The sequence below is a fragment of the Sphingomonas sp. BT-65 genome (assembly GCF_026107375.2).
GTDB lineage: Bacteria > Pseudomonadota > Alphaproteobacteria > Sphingomonadales > Sphingomonadaceae > Sphingomonas.
In genome coordinates this window covers 42,784-59,135 of the sequence record NZ_JAPCIA010000002.1, presented here as the reverse complement: position 1 = coordinate 59,135, position 16,352 = coordinate 42,784, and the positions used below count along the sequence as shown (strand labels likewise).

General features: G+C 68.2%; 20 protein-coding genes and 1 tRNA gene. 14 read left to right on the top strand and 7 right to left on the bottom strand.

The window, feature by feature from the left end; translation table 11 throughout:
- Window positions 1-25 precede the first annotated feature (25 nt).
- From OK349_RS14775 to OK349_RS14760, 4 genes are read left to right on the top strand one after another with little or no spacing between them, the layout of a single operon-like run.
- Window positions 26-163: a hypothetical protein gene (locus OK349_RS14775; RefSeq protein ID WP_265118676.1), complete on the top strand. Its 138-nt coding sequence runs from the start codon at window positions 26-28 to the stop codon at window positions 161-163.
- Entirely contained in the window at window positions 144-1,946 is a 1,803-nt protein-coding gene (locus tag OK349_RS14770) for a hypothetical protein (protein WP_265118675.1), read from the top strand. The genes OK349_RS14775 and OK349_RS14770 overlap by 20 nt, the downstream gene beginning before the upstream one ends.
- Window positions 1,943-2,896, top strand: a complete 954-nt coding sequence (locus OK349_RS14765; RefSeq protein ID WP_265118674.1) for a tyrosine recombinase — start codon at window positions 1,943-1,945, stop codon at window positions 2,894-2,896. The genes OK349_RS14770 and OK349_RS14765 overlap by 4 nt, the downstream gene beginning before the upstream one ends.
- 10 nt (window positions 2,897-2,906) lie before the next feature.
- A complete protein-coding gene (locus tag OK349_RS14760) occupies window positions 2,907-3,854 on the top strand; it encodes an acetyl-CoA carboxylase carboxyltransferase subunit alpha (protein ID WP_265118673.1) in 948 nt (315 codons plus the stop codon).
- Between the two features lie 60 nt (window positions 3,855-3,914).
- On the opposite strand, the gene OK349_RS14755 is transcribed toward OK349_RS14760, so the two are convergent.
- The 3 genes from OK349_RS14755 to OK349_RS14745 form a co-directional block, all read right to left on the bottom strand.
- On the bottom strand, window positions 3,915-4,076 hold the full coding sequence (locus tag OK349_RS14755; protein WP_372340576.1) for a Flp family type IVb pilin: 162 nt from the start codon (window positions 4,074-4,076) through the stop codon (window positions 3,915-3,917).
- Between the two features lie 198 nt (window positions 4,077-4,274).
- On the bottom strand, window positions 4,275-4,442 hold the full coding sequence (locus tag OK349_RS14750) for a Flp family type IVb pilin (RefSeq protein ID WP_265118672.1): 168 nt from the start codon (window positions 4,440-4,442) through the stop codon (window positions 4,275-4,277).
- A gap of 132 nt (window positions 4,443-4,574) precedes the next feature.
- Complete coding sequence (locus OK349_RS14745) at window positions 4,575-4,772, bottom strand: Flp family type IVb pilin (RefSeq protein WP_265118671.1); 198 nt, start codon at window positions 4,770-4,772, stop codon at window positions 4,575-4,577.
- A gap of 127 nt (window positions 4,773-4,899) precedes the next feature.
- On the opposite strand from OK349_RS14745, the gene OK349_RS14740 reads away from it, so the two are divergent.
- Window positions 4,900-5,286: a (deoxy)nucleoside triphosphate pyrophosphohydrolase gene (locus tag OK349_RS14740; RefSeq protein ID WP_265119290.1), complete on the top strand. Its 387-nt coding sequence runs from the start codon at window positions 4,900-4,902 to the stop codon at window positions 5,284-5,286.
- On the opposite strand, the gene OK349_RS14735 is transcribed toward OK349_RS14740, so the two are convergent.
- Window positions 5,283-6,125: a class I SAM-dependent methyltransferase gene (locus OK349_RS14735; RefSeq protein WP_265118670.1), complete on the bottom strand. Its 843-nt coding sequence runs from the start codon at window positions 6,123-6,125 to the stop codon at window positions 5,283-5,285. The genes OK349_RS14740 and OK349_RS14735 overlap by 4 nt on opposite strands.
- A gap of 44 nt (window positions 6,126-6,169) precedes the next feature.
- Between OK349_RS14735 and OK349_RS14730 the strand changes: the two genes are divergently transcribed.
- The 6 genes from OK349_RS14730 (at window position 6,170) to OK349_RS14705 (ending at window position 11,036) form a co-directional block, all read left to right on the top strand.
- On the top strand, window positions 6,170-6,901 hold the full coding sequence (locus OK349_RS14730) for a ComF family protein (RefSeq protein ID WP_265118669.1): 732 nt from the start codon (window positions 6,170-6,172) through the stop codon (window positions 6,899-6,901).
- A 33-nt stretch (window positions 6,902-6,934) separates the two neighbouring features.
- Window positions 6,935-7,192 (top strand): glutaredoxin 3, encoded by a 258-nt coding sequence (gene grxC / locus OK349_RS14725; protein ID WP_265118668.1) that lies wholly within the window; start codon window positions 6,935-6,937, stop codon window positions 7,190-7,192.
- Window positions 7,189-8,016 (top strand): carbon-nitrogen hydrolase family protein, encoded by an 828-nt coding sequence (locus OK349_RS14720; protein ID WP_265118667.1) that lies wholly within the window; start codon window positions 7,189-7,191, stop codon window positions 8,014-8,016. Before grxC ends, OK349_RS14720 begins: the two co-directional genes overlap by 4 nt.
- Complete coding sequence (locus tag OK349_RS14715) at window positions 8,013-8,453, top strand: DUF1178 family protein (protein ID WP_265118666.1); 441 nt, start codon at window positions 8,013-8,015, stop codon at window positions 8,451-8,453. The genes OK349_RS14720 and OK349_RS14715 overlap by 4 nt, the downstream gene beginning before the upstream one ends.
- Window positions 8,454-8,517: 64 nt before the next feature.
- A tRNA-Arg gene (locus OK349_RS14710) sits at window positions 8,518-8,594 on the top strand.
- Window positions 8,595-8,723: 129 nt separating this feature from the next.
- Window positions 8,724-11,036: a TonB-dependent siderophore receptor gene (locus OK349_RS14705; protein ID WP_265118665.1), complete on the top strand. Its 2,313-nt coding sequence runs from the start codon at window positions 8,724-8,726 to the stop codon at window positions 11,034-11,036.
- A gap of 135 nt (window positions 11,037-11,171) precedes the next feature.
- On the opposite strand, the gene OK349_RS14700 is transcribed toward OK349_RS14705, so the two are convergent.
- The 3 genes from OK349_RS14700 to OK349_RS14690 all read right to left on the bottom strand — a co-directional run bounded on the left by OK349_RS14700 (window position 11,172) and on the right by OK349_RS14690 (window position 14,392).
- Window positions 11,172-11,441, bottom strand: coding sequence for an SWIB/MDM2 domain-containing protein (locus OK349_RS14700; protein WP_066574787.1), 270 nt, complete (start codon window positions 11,439-11,441; stop codon window positions 11,172-11,174).
- 40 nt (window positions 11,442-11,481) lie between these two features.
- Window positions 11,482-11,679 carry a hypervirulence associated TUDOR domain-containing protein gene (locus tag OK349_RS14695; protein ID WP_265118664.1) on the bottom strand — a complete coding sequence of 66 codons (198 nt, stop codon included), beginning with the start codon at window positions 11,677-11,679 and terminating at the stop codon, window positions 11,482-11,484.
- A gap of 109 nt (window positions 11,680-11,788) precedes the next feature.
- Complete coding sequence (locus OK349_RS14690) at window positions 11,789-14,392, bottom strand: TonB-dependent receptor (protein WP_265118663.1); 2,604 nt, start codon at window positions 14,390-14,392, stop codon at window positions 11,789-11,791.
- 220 nt (window positions 14,393-14,612) lie between these two features.
- Here OK349_RS14690 and folE point away from each other — a divergent pair, with 220 nt between their 5' ends.
- Genes folE through OK349_RS14675 form a run of 3 tightly spaced genes read left to right on the top strand, consistent with a single transcriptional unit; the run spans window position 14,613 to window position 16,335 of the window.
- Complete coding sequence (gene folE, locus OK349_RS14685) at window positions 14,613-15,236, top strand: GTP cyclohydrolase I FolE (RefSeq protein ID WP_265118662.1); 624 nt, start codon at window positions 14,613-14,615, stop codon at window positions 15,234-15,236.
- A 9-nt stretch (window positions 15,237-15,245) separates the two neighbouring features.
- Window positions 15,246-15,989 carry an SDR family oxidoreductase gene (locus tag OK349_RS14680; protein ID WP_265118661.1) on the top strand — a complete coding sequence of 248 codons (744 nt, stop codon included), beginning with the start codon at window positions 15,246-15,248 and terminating at the stop codon, window positions 15,987-15,989.
- A complete protein-coding gene (locus tag OK349_RS14675) occupies window positions 15,982-16,335 on the top strand; it encodes a dihydroneopterin aldolase (RefSeq protein ID WP_265118660.1) in 354 nt (117 codons plus the stop codon). Before OK349_RS14680 ends, OK349_RS14675 begins: the two co-directional genes overlap by 8 nt.
- Window positions 16,336-16,352 lie beyond the last annotated feature (17 nt).

Sequence of the window (16,352 nt, the reverse complement as noted above, 5' to 3'; positions counted from 1 at the left end):
GATATCCCGGTTTTTGAGGGGGTCGATGTCCCGTTCGCTCGTTATCATCATCGTGGTTGCCGTGCTGTTGATCGGCGGCCTGTTCTTCCTTGCCGGGCGCGATACCGAGAAGCAGCCGGTGACCGTCGAAAAGGCCGTGCCGCTTGAAAATCTCGCGAACTAGCGTTGCGCTGACCGCGCTCGGCGTGGTGCTGGCGGCTGGCGTGGGGATTCCCGCGCTGGGCCAGGACCGGCCCGAATCGCTGCTGCCGCCGGGCTTCAACGATCCCGTTCCCGCGCCCGCGCCGGCACCCGCTCCGGCGCCTGCCCCCGTGCAGCCGGGCGCGCCGCGCCCTGCGCCGCCACCGGCAACGACCAGCACGGCGAGTCCGGCGCCCGGCGCGCCGCTGCCGCTGCCCACCCCCGGCGCGACCCCGACCGGCGTGCCGGGCGAGATCGATTATGCGGTGATCCAGCGTTACGAGCTGCCCGATTTCGCCAAGCGCTCGCTGGCGCAGGTCGGCCCGTCCTCGCCGGCGAGCGACGGGCTGCCGGCCAATGCCTTCGGCCGCGCCGATGGCGGGTTCCTTGAGGCGCTGATGCGGCGGCTCGACGCGCCGGTCGCGTCGCGCTGGCTGTCGATCGCGCTGCGCCGCGCACTGCTGTCGCGCGTGGATACGCCCGCCGGGCTCAACGGCGCGGACTTCGCCGCCGAGCGCGCCTGGCTGCTGATTCGCATGGGCGAGGCCGAGGCCGCGCGCGCGATGGTCCAGTCGGTCGATATCGAGAATTACACGCCCAAGCTGTTCCAGGTCGGCATGCAGGCGATGCTGGCGACCGCGGATCCGGGCGGCATGTGTCCGATGGTGGTGCCAGCATTGCGCACCGCGCCCGACCGCAACTGGCGCTTCGCTGAGGCGATGTGCGCCGGGCTCGAGGGCAATCCCAGCAAGGCCGGGCCGCTGATCGACTCGGCGCGCCGCCGGATGAACAATTCGATCGACCTGCTGCTCGCCGAGAAGGTGGTCGGCATGGGCGTGGCGGGCCGCCGCGCGGTGACGATCGAGTGGGACGCGGTGGACCAGCTGAGCGCCTGGCGTTGGGGGCTCGCAGTTGCGTCGGCGACCGACGTCCCGGCCGAGCTCTATGGCACGGTCGGGCCGCAGGTGAATTACTGGCGCGCGACCGCCCCGGGCTTGGGCTGGCGCGACCGGATCGCGGCGGCGGAAGCGGCGGCGAGCCAGGGGGTGTTTTCGAGCCAGGCGCTCACCGACCTCTATGGCGAGATCGAGGAGCAGGAAGACGCGACCACCACCGAGGTGGCAGTGGCGCGCGACCTGCGCGCCGCGTTCACCGCCGCGACTCCGGCCGAGCGCGTCGAACAGATGCGTGGCCTGTGGGACGAACCGCAAGGCGTGGGCGCGCGCTATAGCCGCCTGATCCTGACGGCGCGCGCGGCGGCGCGGCTAAACCCTGATGCCGAGCTGCGCGATGACGCTGACCGGCTGATCGCATCGATGCTGAGCGCCGGGTTCGATCGTGCCGCGCTGCGCTGGCGCAGCGTGGCCGCGCGCGGCAGCGAGGGCTGGGCGATGCTGCTGCTCGCCGACCCGTCCGGCCGCCCGGCTTCGGCGGGGGACGCCGGGGCGTATCGCGGCGCCAACAGCGCACTTTACGCCGCGGCGATGGCGGGCGCGGGGCGCGTGTCCGACGCAGATGGCGCGCAGCTGATGCGTAGCGCGGGGGTGAAGTTCGAGGCCGCCAATGCCTGGACGCGCGCGATCGGCGAGGCTGCGGAGCGCGGCGAGCCCGGCACGGTCGTGCTGCTCGCTGCGGCGGGCATGCAGACCCAGGTCTGGGACGGCGTCTCGCCCGAGGCGCTCTACCATATCACCCGCGCGCTCACCCGCGTTGGGCTCGGCAATTATGCGCGGATGATCGCCGTCGAGGCGATCACGCGGCTTTGACCGGCGCAAGCCCGGGCGACGACCGCGCGCTGATCGAGCGCTTCCTCGAGATGATGGCGGCGGAGGCGGGCGCCTCGCGCAACACGATCGCCGCCTATGGCACCGACCTGCGGCTCGCGTCCGAGGTGCTGGCAAGAGGGCTCGCCGCCGCCGATCGCTCCGGGATCGAGAAGCTCGCGCACGAATGGCGCGACTTGTCGCGCGCGACCGTCGCGCGCAAGTCCGCCGCCCTGCGCCGTTTCTTTTCCTTCCTCGCCAATGAGGGGCTGCGCGCCGACGATCCCGGCGCTGCCCTGCCGCGCCCGGGGAGCGGCCGGAGCTTGCCCAAGACGCTGTCCACCGCCGATGTCGAGCGGCTGTTCGCGGCGATCCAGGCGCGGATCGAGCGCGTGCCGCCGGATCCGCGCGACCTCCGGCTGCTGGCGCTGGTCGAGCTGCTCTACGGCTCCGGGCTGCGGGCGACCGAGCTGGTCTCGCTGCCGCGCAACGCGGTGCAGCCGGACAAGCCCTATCTCATCCTGCGGGGCAAGGGCGGGCGCGAGCGGCTGGTGCCGCTGTCGGATCGCGCGCGCGCCGCGGTGGCGGCGTGGCGCAGCCATGTCGACGTGCAGCGGCAATGGTTGTTTCCGTCGGGCAAGGGTCATCTCTCCCGCGTGCGTCTCTACCAGATGATCCGCGCGCTCGCCGCCGAGGCGGGGATCCCGGCCGACCGGATCAGCCCGCATGTGCTGCGCCACGCCTTCGCCACACACCTGCTCGAGGGCGGCGCGGACCTGCGCGCGCTGCAGGCGATGCTGGGGCATGCCGATATCGCGACCACCGAGATCTACACCCATGTCGACAGCGCCCGGCTGGTGCAGCTGGTCAATGAGCGGCACCCGCTTGCTGACAAACCCAAGATCAAGGCCCGAGTCACTGGGCGCGTTGACGTGAGCAAAGAGGGGGCATAGGGCCGCGCCGATGGCTACTTTCCTCGAATTCGAGAAGCCGATTGCCGAGCTTCAGGCCCGCATCGACGAGCTGCGCGAAGCCGCGGCCGGTGGCGAGGTCGATATCGACAGCGAAGTCGCAAGGCTCCAGGCCAAGTCGGACAGGTTCCTGCGCGACGCGTATTCGCGGCTGACCCCGTGGCAAAAGACTTTGGTCGCGCGGCACCCCGAGCGCCCGCACTTCAAACATTATGTCGCACGGCTGATCAGCGATTTCATGCCATTGGGCGGCGATCGCGCCTTTGCCGACGACGCCGCGATCCAGGGCGGGCTCGGCCGGTTCCGCGGGCGGCGCGTGATGGTGATCGGGCACGAGAAGGGCGACGACACCGCCAGCCGCCTCAAGCACAATTTCGGCATGGGCAAGCCCGAGGGCTATCGCAAGGCGATCCGCCTGGTCGAACTCGCCGACAAGTTCGGCATCCCGGTGATCACGCTGGTCGACACTTCGGGCGCCTTCCCGGGGATGGAGGCCGAGGAGCGCGGCCAGGCTGAGGCGATCGCCCGCTCGACCGAGGCGTGCCTCAACGCGGGCGTGCCGCTGGTCGCGTCAATCCTGGGCGAGGGCGGTTCGGGCGGCGCGGTGGCGCTCGCCGCAGGCAATCGCGTGCTGATGATGGAGCATGCGGTCTATTCGGTGATCTCGCCCGAGGGCTGCGCCTCGATCCTGTGGCGCACCGCGGACAAGGCGCCCGAGGCGGCCGAGGCGATGAAGGTGACTGCGCAGCACCTCAAGGAACTGGGCGTGATCGACACGATCGTGCCCGAGCCGCTGGGCGGGGCGCATCGCGACCGTGATGCCGCGATCGATTCGCTCGGCGACGCGATCGAGGCGGCGCTCGGCGAGCTTGCCGGGCAGGGCGCCACGGCGCTGCGCCAGAGCCGCCGCGTCAAGTTCCTGGCGATGGGCCGCGCCTGACAAGGAAAAGGGGCGGCGAACCCAAGCTCGCCGCCCCCCGATTTCGGAACCTGAACGGCCTTACGACGCCTTCATGTTCGACGAGACGTTGCTGAAGGTCGTGGTGAGCTGATTGCCCAGCCCCTGCATCGCCGCGATCGCGGCGACGGCGATAAGCGCCGCAATCAGTCCATACTCGATTGCAGTCGCTCCCTTGCGACTACGGAAAAGTGCGCGAACCATCGACATTCCCCCGCTGAGCGCACGTGTCATTACGGCGCTGGCACGACAATCTTGCACGGTGCGGCTTGCGGGGTGCTAAACACGCATCCTAAATCGATTGGTAATATCGTTACGCTCAAGTAACAATGAAGTCGAAAATAGATGGGGCGGCGGAACTCTCGTCCCGCCGCCCCGGTCTTTGGTTTTGTCGAAAGGGTCTTACGACGCCTTCATGTTCGACGAAACGTTGCCGAAAGTGGTCTTGAGCTGGTTGCCCAGGCCCTGCATCGCGGCAATCGCGGCGACGGCGATGAGCGCGGCGATGAGGCCGTACTCGATGGCGGTCGCGCCCTTCTTGTTGCCGAAAATCTTGCGAATCGTGTTCATACCGGTCTCCATCCTGTTCACAACTTCAGTTACCCGGCTGCACGCGGGATGAAGCCCCCCGGTCCAGCAACCACGGAAATTACGGGGCGGAAGTTAACAAAGGACTTAGATGCGCCGGGACGTGCAGGGGAATCAGCGGGCGCCTTGCACCGCGGCGCTGACGTTGTTCCACATGCCCGTGGTGGTGCCGGCGAGTTCGATCAGCGCCAGCATCATGGCGAGGACGATGAGCGCGAGGATCAGGCCATATTCGACCGCGGTCGCGGCGCGCTGGCAACGGACCAGCGGACAGCGCACAAGGCGTCCAGGCAATGTCTTCAGCGCACGCATGGACGCATCTTCTCCAATCGGGATTACCGGAATCTAGGGATTCAAGATTAACGAAATGTCGATGTTGCAAACTGGAAGCTCCGATTCGGAGACATTGAGATCGGGTCTGCCCAAGCCCGGACTGTTGATGGTGGTCGCGGCAGCGCTGGTCGACGGCGACGGCCGCGTGCTGGTGCAGCAGCGGCCGCCAGGCAAACCGATGGCCGGGCTGTGGGAATTCCCCGGCGGCAAGGTCGATCCCGGCGAGCTGCCCGAAGCCGCGCTGTGCCGCGAGCTGGAGGAGGAGCTCGGCATCGGCGTCGAGCGCGCCTGCCTCGCCCCCGCGACCTTCGCCAGCGAGGCGCTGGGCGAGCGGCATTTGCTGCTTCTCCTCTACGCGCTACGCAAATGGAGCGGGGTGCCGCAGCCGCAACACGCGACGGCGCTCAAATGGGTGCGCCCGCTCGAGCTGCACCGGCTGGAGATGCCGCCTGCGGACATGCCGCTGATCGGCCTGCTCGAGGCGCTGATCTAGGGTTTCAGCGCGGCGGCGAGCGAGGCGGTCGCGGAGCCGCGGCGTGCCGGCTGCGGCTGCGAGGGATCGGGCGCCCAGCCGGTCACGAAGATCGCGTCGAAGCGCTCGGTCGTCCGTCCTTCTGCATCGGCGCGCGCGCCGAATGCCGCGGCGGCGCGCGCCACGATGGCGCGGGACAGCGGGGGCGAGGATGGCAGCAGGCTCGTGCCCGCCATGCCGCGCAGGTCGCGGACCAGGTCGAATAGACTTGCATAGCGGACGTCGAGGGTCTCGACGTCCGCGACGGGCAGCGCGAAGCCGGCGCGCATCAGCAGGTCGCCCGCGGCGCGCACGTCGATCTGCGGATGGACGCGCGCTGCCGGGCGGTCGGCCTCGGCCTCGAGCAGCACGGCGCGCAGAGTCGAAAGGGTCGAACCGCCGAGGAATGCGCCGAGGAACAGCCCGTCGGGCCGCAACGCGCGGCGGATTAGCGCCAATGCGCCGGGCAGGTCGTTGACGGTGTCGAGGCTGCCCGCGGCGACGACGAGATCGAAGCTGGCGTCGGGGAAATGCGGCTGGTCCTCCTCGCCCTGGATGCCGCCAGCCATCGCGGCGAAGCGCGCGCCCGCGTCGATCCGCGTCACCCGTGCACCGGGTGGCGGGATGAAACCGCCGTCGAAGCAGCCGAGGTCGAGCACCTCGGTGAAGTCGCGGCGCACCGCGTCGAGCCGTTCGGTGATCCCCTCCAGCATCCAGTCGCGTATGAACGCGGCGTCGGCGAAGTGCGGGGCGGCGCGGTCGCGACGGGCGTGGCGGCGGACGCGGTCGAAGATTTCGGGCGGGATTACGGCGGAGGTCACGGGGCGGCTTGTGCCGGTTTCGTCGCCGCGCGACAAGAAGCGCCGTGGGGGCACGCGAACCGATCCTGAAGCTCATCGCGCTGGCGCTCCCGCCGCGCTGTCCGGGCTGTAGCGAGGTGGTCGAGGCCGACCACCGCTTCTGTGCGCGATGCTGGGGACAATTCACGCTGATCGCGCCGCCCTGGTGCACTGCGTGCAACCTGCCGTTCGAGTTCGATCGCGGCGCGGAGGCACTCTGCGGCCCATGCCTCGCCGAGCCGCCGGTGCACGACGGCATCCGCGCCGCGGTGGCGTACGGCCCGGCCACACGCACGCTCGTTCTCAAGCTCAAATATGGCGGACGCACCGCCTATGCCGCCACCGCCGCACGGCTGATGGCGCGGCTGATGCCCGAGGGCGCCGAGTTGCTGGTGCCGGTGCCGCTCCACCGCTGGCGCATCTGGGGGCGCGGCTTCAACCAGGCGGCGCTGATCGCGCGCGAGCTTTCGCGGCTGCGCGGCATCCCCGCCGAACTGGATCTGCTACGCCGGGTGAAGGCAACGCCGGTGCTGCGCGGGCTCGGCGCGCGGGGACGGGCGAAGGCGGTCGCTGGCGCCTTCGCGGCCGCGCCCGGTGTGCGGGAGCGGGTGAAGGGCCGGTCGGTCGTGCTGGTCGACGATGTCTTCACCAGCGGCGCGACCACCGACGCCTGCGTGCGCGTGCTCAAGCGCGCGGGCGCGGCGCGGGTGGCGGTCCTGTGCTGGGCGCGCGTGCTCGATCCCAATGCGGCCGATTGACAAGCGCGGGCCGGGCTCTCACCTCAGAGGGTGATGGCGAAGATCGAAATCTATACCAAGGCGTTCTGCGGCTTCTGCGCGCGGGCCAAGGCGCTGCTCGACAGCAAGGGCGCCGACTATGAGGAGTTCGACCTGACGATGGGCGGGCCCAGGCGGCAGGAGATGATCCAGCGTGCCAGTGGCCGCACCACCGTGCCGCAGATTTTCATCGATGGCGCGCATATCGGCGGGTCGGACGATCTCGTCGCGCTCGAACGCGAGGGCAGGCTGGACGCGCTGCTCGGGCAATGAAGGCCGCGATCCTTCAGATGACGAGCGGGATCGATCCGCTCGCCAATGCGCGCACGCTGGCAGACGGCGTCGCACAGGCGGCGGCGGGCGGCGCGACGATGCTGTTCACGCCCGAGATGTCGGGGCTGGTCGATCGCGATCGCGAGCGGGCGGCGGGGAACATCATGACCGAGACGGACGATCGCGTGCTTGCCGCAGTGCGCGAGGCCGCGGCGAAGCACGGCATCTGGGTGCATCTCGGGTCGCTGGCGCTCAGAGGGGAAACGGACGACCGCTTCGTCAACCGCGGCTTCGTGATCGACGGCAACGGTGCGATCCGCGCGCGCTATGACAAGCTGCATTTGTTCGACGTCGATCTGCCGACCGGCGAGCGTTGGCGCGAATCCGATGCCTATGCGCCCGGGACGGGCGCCGTGGTGGTGGCGACCCCACTCGGCACGCTTGGCCTGGCGATCTGCTACGACCTGCGCTTCCCCGACCTGTTCCGCGCGCTGACCGATGCCGGCGCGACCCTGCTGTCGGTGCCGGCGGCGTTCACCCGCCCGACCGGCGCGGCGCATTGGCATGTCCTGTTGCGCGCGCGGGCGATCGAGGCCGGCGTCCATCTGATCGCCGCGGCGCAGGCGGGCGAGCATGAAGACGGCCGCGCGACCTATGGCCACAGCCTGGCAGTCGATCCCTGGGGTGAGGTGCTGCTCGACATGGGCGAGGGGGCTGGGCTGGGCGTTACCGAGATCGATCCGGCGCGGGTTGTGGAGGTGCGTTCGCGCGTGCCCGCGATCGCGCACCGCCGCGCGATCCCTGCGGTGGAGGTGGTGCGATGATCGTCTTCGATCTGCGCTGCACCACCGGCCATGTGTTCGAAGCGTGGTTCGGATCGAGCGCCGACTATGAACGCCAGCGCGAGCAGGCGCTGGTAGCCTGCCCCCTGTGCGGCGACACCGCGATCGACAAGGCGGTGATGGCGCCCAACGTCGCCGCCAAGGGCAACCGCCGCGCCGATGCGCCGCCGACGCCCGGCAAGCCCGACCCGCGGCAGGTGATGGCCGCGTTGGCCGAGGCGCAGGCGAAAATGCTCGAAGGCTCGAAATGGGTCGGCCTCGCCTTTGCCGACAAGGCGCGCGCGATGCATCTCGGCGACGAGGCGCATGCCCCGATCCACGGCCAGGCCAGCGTCGCGGAGGCCAAGGCGCTGATCGAGGAGGGCGTGCCGGTCGCGCCATTGCCCTTGCCCGTGGTGCCGCCCGAGCAGCGCAACTGACGCTTGCTGCCCCTGTAAACAGGGGTTGGCCACGCCTCCCAAACCCGGTTATTGGGGCGCGAGTGACTCCGTAGCTCAGCAGGATAGAGCATCAGATTCCTAATCTGAGGGCCGCGCGTTCGAATCGCGCCGGGGTCACCACTTTTCCCGACATGATATTCCACCGTCCGGCCAGCGCACCAGCTCGCCGCGCCGTCCTTTCGCGCTTGCAACAAACGCGTACGGCCCCTAACGGCTCATGCGAATCACTATCAATAGCAGGGGTGTCAGATGTTCGTTCGCCGCCATGGGAAGTTTTCGACGGGTCTGTCGCGCGCGGCGCTGATCGCATGCGCGCTGGCGGTGCCGGCGATCGTGGCGGCGAACGAGGGCGAGGATGCCGCCGCGCAGGATGGCAACACGGTCGTCATCACCGGCGTCAACACCAAGGGCACCGGCTCGGGCACCAAGACCGACACGCCGTTGATGGAAACCCCGCAGAGCATCACCGTGATCGACGGCGCCGAGCTCGAACTGCGCAACGCCCAGTCGATCAACCAGGCGCTGGGCTATGTCGCGGGCGTCTCGCCCAACCAGCGCGGCGGCATGGTGACGCGCTACGACCAGCTCATCCTGCGCGGCTTTGCGCCCGGCGTGTACCAGGATGGCATGCGACTGCTCGCCGGCCCCTATTCGATGCCGCAGATCGACTTCAACCGCATCGAGCGGATCGACATCGTCAAGGGCCCGGCCTCGGTGCTCTATGGCAACTCGACCCCGGGCGGCCTCGTCAACCTGGTCAGCAAGCTGCCCGAGGCGACCGCGTTCGGCCGGGTCGAGCTGCAGGCGGGCAATTACGACACGCTGCGCGCAGTGGCGGATGTCAACCAGCCGCTCGACAAGGACGGCCGGCTGCTGTTCCGCGTCGTCGGCGGCTGGCAGCAGAGCGACGGGCTGACCGAGGGCACCTTCTCCGAGCGCTATCATGTCAGCCCGATGCTGACCTTCGCGCCGACCGACCGCACCAGCCTGACCTTGCTCGCGGCCTATCAGCATTCGCCCTCGGGCGGCGGCTATTCGGGCGTTCCCGCCTATGGCTCGGTGCTGCCCAACCCGCTCGGCGAGCTGCCGCGCGACATCAATACCGGCGATCCCGGCTATGAGCGCTACAACCACAAGCAGAAGGCGATCGCCGTCTTCTTCCGCCACGAGTTCAACGACAGTCTGAGCTTCCGCTCGAACTTTCGCTTCCAGAATAACGAGCTGAGCTACCGCCAGCTCTACGTTCAGGGCTTCGCGAAGACCGCTGACGGCCTCAGCAGCGACTATTCGACGATCATCCGCGGCGGCGGCGGCGCGGATGAGGATTTCGACATGCTGACGCTCGACAACCATTTCGCCGCCAAGTTCGCGACCGGTCCGATACAGCATAACGTGCTGGCCGGCATCGACTATCAGAACATCACCGGCGAGAATTTCCAGCAGTTCAACACCGGGGTCAGCGCCAACCCGCTGACCAGCATCCCCAATCTCAGCCTGTTCAACCCGGTCTATGGCGGCACGCTGCCGAGCTTCGACCTGACGGTGCTGTCGCCGGCCTATGTCAACACCTATGGCAAGCGGACGCAGGTCGGCGTCTATCTGCAGGACCAGATCGCGATCGGCCGGCTCCAGCTGATCGCCAGCGGGCGGTTCGACTGGTACGACCAGACGACGCGCAACAAGAAGCTCGCGGTGGGTGCGAACGGTGCGGCGACCTTCCTCTCGCAGAGCGCCTTTACCGCGCGCCTCGGTGCGCTCTATGAGTTCGAGTTCGGCCTCTCGCCCTTCTTCAGCTATTCGGAATCGTTCGAGCCGCAGGCCGGCACGACCTGGGACGGCCGGCCGTTCGAGCCAGTCACCGGCCGCCAGTATGAAGCGGGGCTCAAGTTCCAGCCGCAAGGGACCAATGCGATCTTTACCGCCTCGGTCTACGACCTGCGACGGCAGAATGTACCGGTGAGCGACCCCGCGGCGGGTACCAACGGCATCCCCGCCAATTCGCAGATCCAGATCGGCGAGGTACGCGTGCGCGGCGTAGAGCTGGAAGGGCGGGGCGAGATCGTCCGCGGTCTCGATGTGGTGCTGGCGGGCAGCTACACCGATGCGATCATCACGCAGGGCGTGCCGGCGATCCCCGCGAACGCCACCACCGGCGCCGTCCCGACCACGACGGGCACACGCCAGCTCGGCACGCCCGAATGGCTCGCCTCGAGCTTCGTGTCCTATGATTTCGGGCGTAACGCCGCGGTCACCGGCCCGCTCGGCGGCCTCAAGCTCGGCGGCGGGGTGCGCTATGTCGGCGGATCGGACGGGACCACCCAATATGCCGTGATCAACGGCCTCGCGACCTTCCAGCGCTTCACCACGGACTCGTTCACGCTGGTCGATGCGGTGATCGGCTATGATCTCGGCAAGGCGAGCGGCGCGCTGGAGGGGATCAGTCTGGCGGTCAACGCGGCCAACCTGCTCGACGCGCGCCACGTCACCGCGTGCCCGTTCAACAACAGCTGCTATTTCGGCGCGGGGCGCACCGTGGTCGGCTCGGTGCGGTTCAACTGGTGAGAGGGGCTAGCTCGCCCGGCTACGGATGACGTTGAACAGGGGGACGGGGCGCCACCCCATCCAAGAGAAAAGCCCCCGAAGCGTGCTGCTTCGGGGGCTTCTTGCATGTCGATCCGGCGCATCCGCCGGAACCGGTCAGCTGACGTGCTTGGCGATGTGCTTGTTCAGTTCGAACATCGTCGCCTTGTCGCCGCCGAAGACCTTCTTCAGCTTGTCGTCGGCCAGGATCTCGCGCTTGTTGGCGGGGTTCTGGAGATTGTTCTTCTTGATGTGGTCCCACATCTTGCTGACGATCTCGCTGCGCGGCAGCGGGCCGGCGCCAACGATCGCGGCCAGGTCGGCCGAGGGGGTGACGGGCTTCGCGATGCCGCCACGGGCCCCGCCGGATGCCTTCTTTTCCGCCATATTTTTTTCTCCTCTGCGAACCGGTGAATTAGCCCCCGGCTCAAATCTTGGTCAGCGCCGACGGCGTGTGGGCTGCTTTCCCTCCGTTGTCGCTGCGAACGATGTACTGTGGTTCTTCACGCGATGCACGTACTTGATGGCCTTTCAAGACCATATCCGACGTTTGTTTGTGGAGAACTTCGCTCTTTCCGGTGCCTCCTGGCGATTTCCACGACACGCGGTCGCCCGCACTGAGCATTCCGACCGTACCGATTCTCCTAGGAGAGGATAATCGGCAAGGGCGCGCCCGGTTTCCCGGACGCGCCCTCCTGTCGCCGTTATGACCCGGCTCGCCGCGTTTCGCCGCTTTAGAAGCGGGCGCGCGCCTTCACGCCATAGAAGCGCGGCGGCGAGGGGTAGACCGCGAAGCTGCTGCCCTGCTCGGGAACCGGGAAAGACGTGATGTTGTAATAGGTGTCGAACAGATTCTCGACATAGGCCTCGATCCCGAACCGGCCGCCTTCGCCGAAATTGAGGCCGACGCGGGCATTGACGATGCTGTAGCCGTCATTGGTGGTGAACGGCCGGGCGATCGGGTTGTTGATCGTGTTGGAATCGCTGTTGGTGCGCCAGTCGACATGGAACAGCGCGCCGACATTGTTGGTGATCTGGGGCGTCCAGGTGATGGCGCCGGTGATCACGTTGCGCGGCGAGTTGGTCAGCGGCTTGCCATTGTCCGAACCGGCGAGCGGATCGCGCACCTCGGTCTCGAGCAGCGTGTAGTTGAGCGCGAAGGTGAGGTCCGAGGTCGGACGGATCACCGATTCAAGCTCGATGCCCTTCGAGATCACCTTGTCGAAGTTGCGCACCACGAAGCGCGTCCCTTCGAACTGGTTGTTCTGATAGCCCTTGAACTCCTGGTAGAAGGCCGCGGCGTTGAACTGGAAGCCGCGCAGCGGGTTGGTCTTGAAGCCGACCTCGAAGGCGTCGACGGTCTCGTTGTCGAACTCCAGATCGGCGATCTGCGCGCCGTTTCCGCCGAGCAGCACCGAGTCGAACGAGCCGCGGTCGAGATTGAAACCGCCCGATTTGTAGCCGCGGTCATAGCCGCCATAGAACAGCACGTCGTCGCTGATCTTGAACGCGAGCTTGGCGGTGCCGGTGAACTCATTCTCGCTGCGGTCGCCGTTATAGGTGCCGTTGAACTCCGAGTTGATCGTCGGGTTGCAGGTGTAGAGGTGCGCGAGGCTGAACAGGCCCGCGGCGTTGAGCGCCTGGCGATAGAGCGCGGCGTTCGGGTTGAGCCAGAAGGAGCATGCCGGGACCGCGGCGTTGAGGTTGGCGTTGATGTCCTTCGTCTCGTGGTTCCAGCGCACGCCCAGCGTGAGCGAGACATTGTCGGTGATGTTGATGATGTTGTGCGTGAAGATCGCGAACGCCTCGGTATCCACCGTGTAGCGGTCGGCCTGCTGGCCCGCGCCGTCGGGCGTGCGCGGGATCGGCTGGAGGAACGTCGCGAGCACCGCCGGCCCGCCGGCTGCTGCTGCGGCGGCGAGCGTGGGATTGCTGGCGAGCAGCACCTGGCCCATCAGCGGCACGCCGGGCAATGTGCCGAACAGCTGCGCGCCCGTCGGCAGTGCCGCGCTGCGGGTCAGCTGGTTGACGATACCGTCGACGAACTGGTCGGTCTGGGTGCCGAACCGGACGGTGTCGGTCAGCGTCAGCTTCTCGTTCAGGTAGAAGCCGCCGACCAGCCAGTCGAGCTTGCCGTCGAACGCGCTGCCCTTGAGGCGGATCTCCTGCGTGAAGTCGCGGAGGCCGGTACGATAGCCGTCGCGATAGGCGCGATCGAGGCCGGAGAAGTCGATGTCCTGGCTGCGTGTCGCCTTCCAGTCGCGCCACGAGGTGATCGATGTGAGTGAGACGTCGCCGAGATCCCAGTCGAGCTGGCCCGAGACGCCCCATTCCTTGACGCGCTCGGTCAGGTCGCGGTTGGGCGAGGTCGCCATCCGGCGCCCTTCGGGATCGAACGGACGGACGATGCCGTCGCGGCCCGCCGCGCCGCCGGCGAGCGGGTTGGCGGAAAGCGCCTCGATCAGATTGCTGGTGATGAGCCCGAGCAGGCCGCCCGCGGTGGTCGTGTCGCGGCCCGAGGGATAGAGCACGAAGCCCGATCCGGTGTTGAGCGCGGCGCAGCACGCCTCGTCGGTCTCGGCATAGTCGCCGATCAGGCGGAAGACGACGTCGGTCGTCTCGAACTTGGCCTGGCCGCGCACGAACCAGCGATCGACATTGTTGAAGTCGCGGCCGGTGTTGGGATCGGTGATGTAGCCGTCGCGCTTGTGATAGCCGCCATCGACGCGCAGCGCGAGCTGCTCGCTCACCCCGCCGGTGAGACCGGCCTTGACCTCGATCTCGTTATAATTGCCGTAGCTGCCCTCGACATAGCCGCCGAGGTCGAACGAGGGGCCCTGGGTGGTGATGCTGAGCGCGCCGGCCGAGGTGTTGCGGCCGAACAAAGTGCCCTGCGGGCCGCGCAGCACCTCGACCCGGTCGATCGGGGGCAGGTCGGCCAGCGCGACGCCGGCGCGGGCCCGGAACACGCCGTCGATGAACACGCCCACCGCCGGCTCGAAGCCGGGGTTGTCGCCCGCGGTGCCGATGCCGCGGATGCGCAGCACCACGCCGGTCGCGGCCGACTGGCCGGTGGTCACCTGAAGGCTCGGCGTCACCTGGCGCAGTCCGCGAATGTCGCTGGCGCCGGTATTCTCGAGCTGCTCGGCGCCGACCACGCTGACCGCGATCGGCACGTCCTGCGCGACCTGCGCACGGCCGGTGGCGGTGACGACGACCTCACCCTCGTCGGCCGGGCTCGTTTCCTCCGGGGTGGGGGCAGGGGTTTCCTGCGCAAAGGCTGGGGTGGTTGCCATCAGCGCGATGGCGGACGCGGTGAGCAGTTGGAACTTCCGCATGAAAGGCCTCCTCTCTGGGCGGCGCCGCTGCTTTGGCGGTCACCTGTCTAAGTTGTCGCGGAAGCTACCGTCCCGGGAATCCTTACGTCAACGTCAAATCACGCTAGGAATCCCGCGGAAATGCTTGCTATTCCGGTTCGGGACGGGTTGTTGCTCAAGCGCAACACAGGCAAGTGCGCTTGCCGTAGCGTCAGGTACCAAGGATGAGGCGGCCACGGCCATGAGCGTTCACGATCACGACGAACCCGATGACGGCGATATCGTCGCCCCGCTGCCCAAGATCGCGGTACCGGACGAGGTCGCCGAGGCGGTGCGCACGCTGCTGCGCTGGACTGGCGACGACCCGAATCGCGAAGGGCTGCTCGACACGCCGACGCGCGTCGCGCGGGCATGGAAGGAATATTGCCAGGGCTATGGCGAGGATCCGGCGCATCATCTGAGTCGCGTGTTCGAGGAAGTGGGCGGCTATGACGAGATCGTGCTGCTCAAGGACATCCCGTTCCAGTCGCATTGCGAGCATCACATGGCGCCGATCATCGGCCGCGCCTCGATCGCCTATCTGCCGCAGGACCATGTCGTCGGCATCTCCAAGCTCGCGCGCGTGCTCCACGCCTATGCGCGGCGGCTGCAGGTGCAGGAGCGGCTGACCGCAGAGGTCGCCGACTGCATCTGGAACCATCTCCACCCGCGGGGCGTGGCCGTGGTGATCGACGCGACCCACGCCTGCATGACCGCGCGCGGGGTGCGCACGCCAGGCGTCGGCATGGTCACCAGCCGCATGATGGGCGTGTTCCGCGAGGACGAGCGCAGCCGCAAGGAAGTGCTGGCGCTGATGGGCTATTGACCGGTGCGGGTGCTCGTCACCGGCGGCGCGCGGCGGATCGGCGCCGCGATCGTGCGGCACTTGGTTGGCGCGGGGCACCGGGTCGCGGTGCATCATCACGATTCGCATGACGAGGCCGAAGCACTGGCGGCGGAGCTCGGCGTCGCGCTGGTCATCGCCGACCTCGCCGACGCGGCGGACACGCGCGGGCTGGTGCAGGCGGCGGCGGCGGCGCTGGGCGGGCCGGTCGAGGGGCTGGTCAACAACGCCTCGCTGTTCAGCTGGGATGCGGTGCCGGTGGCCGACTATGCCGGGCTCGATCGGCACATGCATGTCAACCTCGGCGCGCCGCTGGTGCTCGCCTCGGCGCTCGCCGCGCAGACCGCGCTTGGCGACGGAGCGGTGGTCAATCTGCTCGACCAGAAGGTCGCCAATCCCAACCCCGATTTCCTGACCTATACGCTGAGCAAGGCGGCGCTCGCCGAGGCGACGCGGCTGCTGGCGATGGCGCTCGCCCCGCGCATCCGCGTGAACGCGGTGTCGCCGGGGCTGACCTTGCCCTCGCTCGACCAGAGCGAGGATGAGTTCGCGCAAGTGTCGGCCGCCAATCTGCTCGAGCGGGTGGTGGAGATCGAGGATATCGCGCGCACCGTCGAGCAGCTGCTCACGACGCGCAGCATTACCGGGCAGAACGTCTTCGTCGATTGCGGCCAGCGCTTCGTGCGCCGCGACGGCGACGTGATGTTCGAGACGCGGGAGCGGCCGCGTGGCTGAGTATACGATCCTGCTCGAGGGGCTCGAGGTCGTGATCGGTCTCGGCATCCATGACCATGAGCGTGCGGCGCCGCAGCGCGTGGCGGTGAGCGTATGGCTGACCTGCGTCTATGACGGCGTGCCCGATGACCGGATCGAGGCGGTGGTCGACTATGACTATCTGCGCGAGGGCATCCGCGCATTGGGCGAAGCGCGGCATATCGAGCTGCAGGAGACGCTGTGTGAGGAGGTGGCCCGGCTGGCGCTCGCCGCCGACCCGCGGGTGCGCGAGGTCAAGGTCCGCTCGATGAAGCTCGACGTCTATCCCGACGCGCGGGTGGGGTGCGAGGTCGTGCGCCGGCGTTAGCGACTCCGAAAAGCCCG

Coding starts and splice junctions, on each gene's coding strand:
- OK349_RS14715 (WP_265118666.1), top strand. CDS start 8,013: ATGATCGTCTTCGATCTGCGCTGCACCACCGGCCATGTGTTCGAAGCG.
- OK349_RS14720 (WP_265118667.1), top strand. CDS start 7,189: ATGAAGGCCGCGATCCTTCAGATGACGAGCGGGATCGATCCGCTCGCC.
- OK349_RS14745 (WP_265118671.1), bottom strand. CDS start 4,772: ATGCGTGCGCTGAAGACATTGCCTGGACGCCTTGTGCGCTGTCCGCTG.
- OK349_RS14755 (WP_372340576.1), bottom strand. CDS start 4,076: ATGGTTCGCGCACTTTTCCGTAGTCGCAAGGGAGCGACTGCAATCGAG.
- OK349_RS14750 (WP_265118672.1), bottom strand. CDS start 4,442: ATGAACACGATTCGCAAGATTTTCGGCAACAAGAAGGGCGCGACCGCC.
- OK349_RS14700 (WP_066574787.1), bottom strand. CDS start 11,441: ATGGCGGAAAAGAAGGCATCCGGCGGGGCCCGTGGCGGCATCGCGAAG.
- OK349_RS14775 (WP_265118676.1), top strand. CDS start 26: ATGTCCCGTTCGCTCGTTATCATCATCGTGGTTGCCGTGCTGTTGATC.
- folE (WP_265118662.1), top strand. CDS start 14,613: ATGAGCGTTCACGATCACGACGAACCCGATGACGGCGATATCGTCGCC.
- OK349_RS14705 (WP_265118665.1), top strand. CDS start 8,724: ATGTTCGTTCGCCGCCATGGGAAGTTTTCGACGGGTCTGTCGCGCGCG.
- grxC (WP_265118668.1), top strand. CDS start 6,935: ATGGCGAAGATCGAAATCTATACCAAGGCGTTCTGCGGCTTCTGCGCG.
- OK349_RS14760 (WP_265118673.1), top strand. CDS start 2,907: ATGGCTACTTTCCTCGAATTCGAGAAGCCGATTGCCGAGCTTCAGGCC.
- OK349_RS14695 (WP_265118664.1), bottom strand. CDS start 11,679: ATGCTCAGTGCGGGCGACCGCGTGTCGTGGAAATCGCCAGGAGGCACC.
- OK349_RS14740 (WP_265119290.1), top strand. CDS start 4,900: ATGGTGGTCGCGGCAGCGCTGGTCGACGGCGACGGCCGCGTGCTGGTG.
- OK349_RS14690 (WP_265118663.1), bottom strand. CDS start 14,392: ATGCGGAAGTTCCAACTGCTCACCGCGTCCGCCATCGCGCTGATGGCA.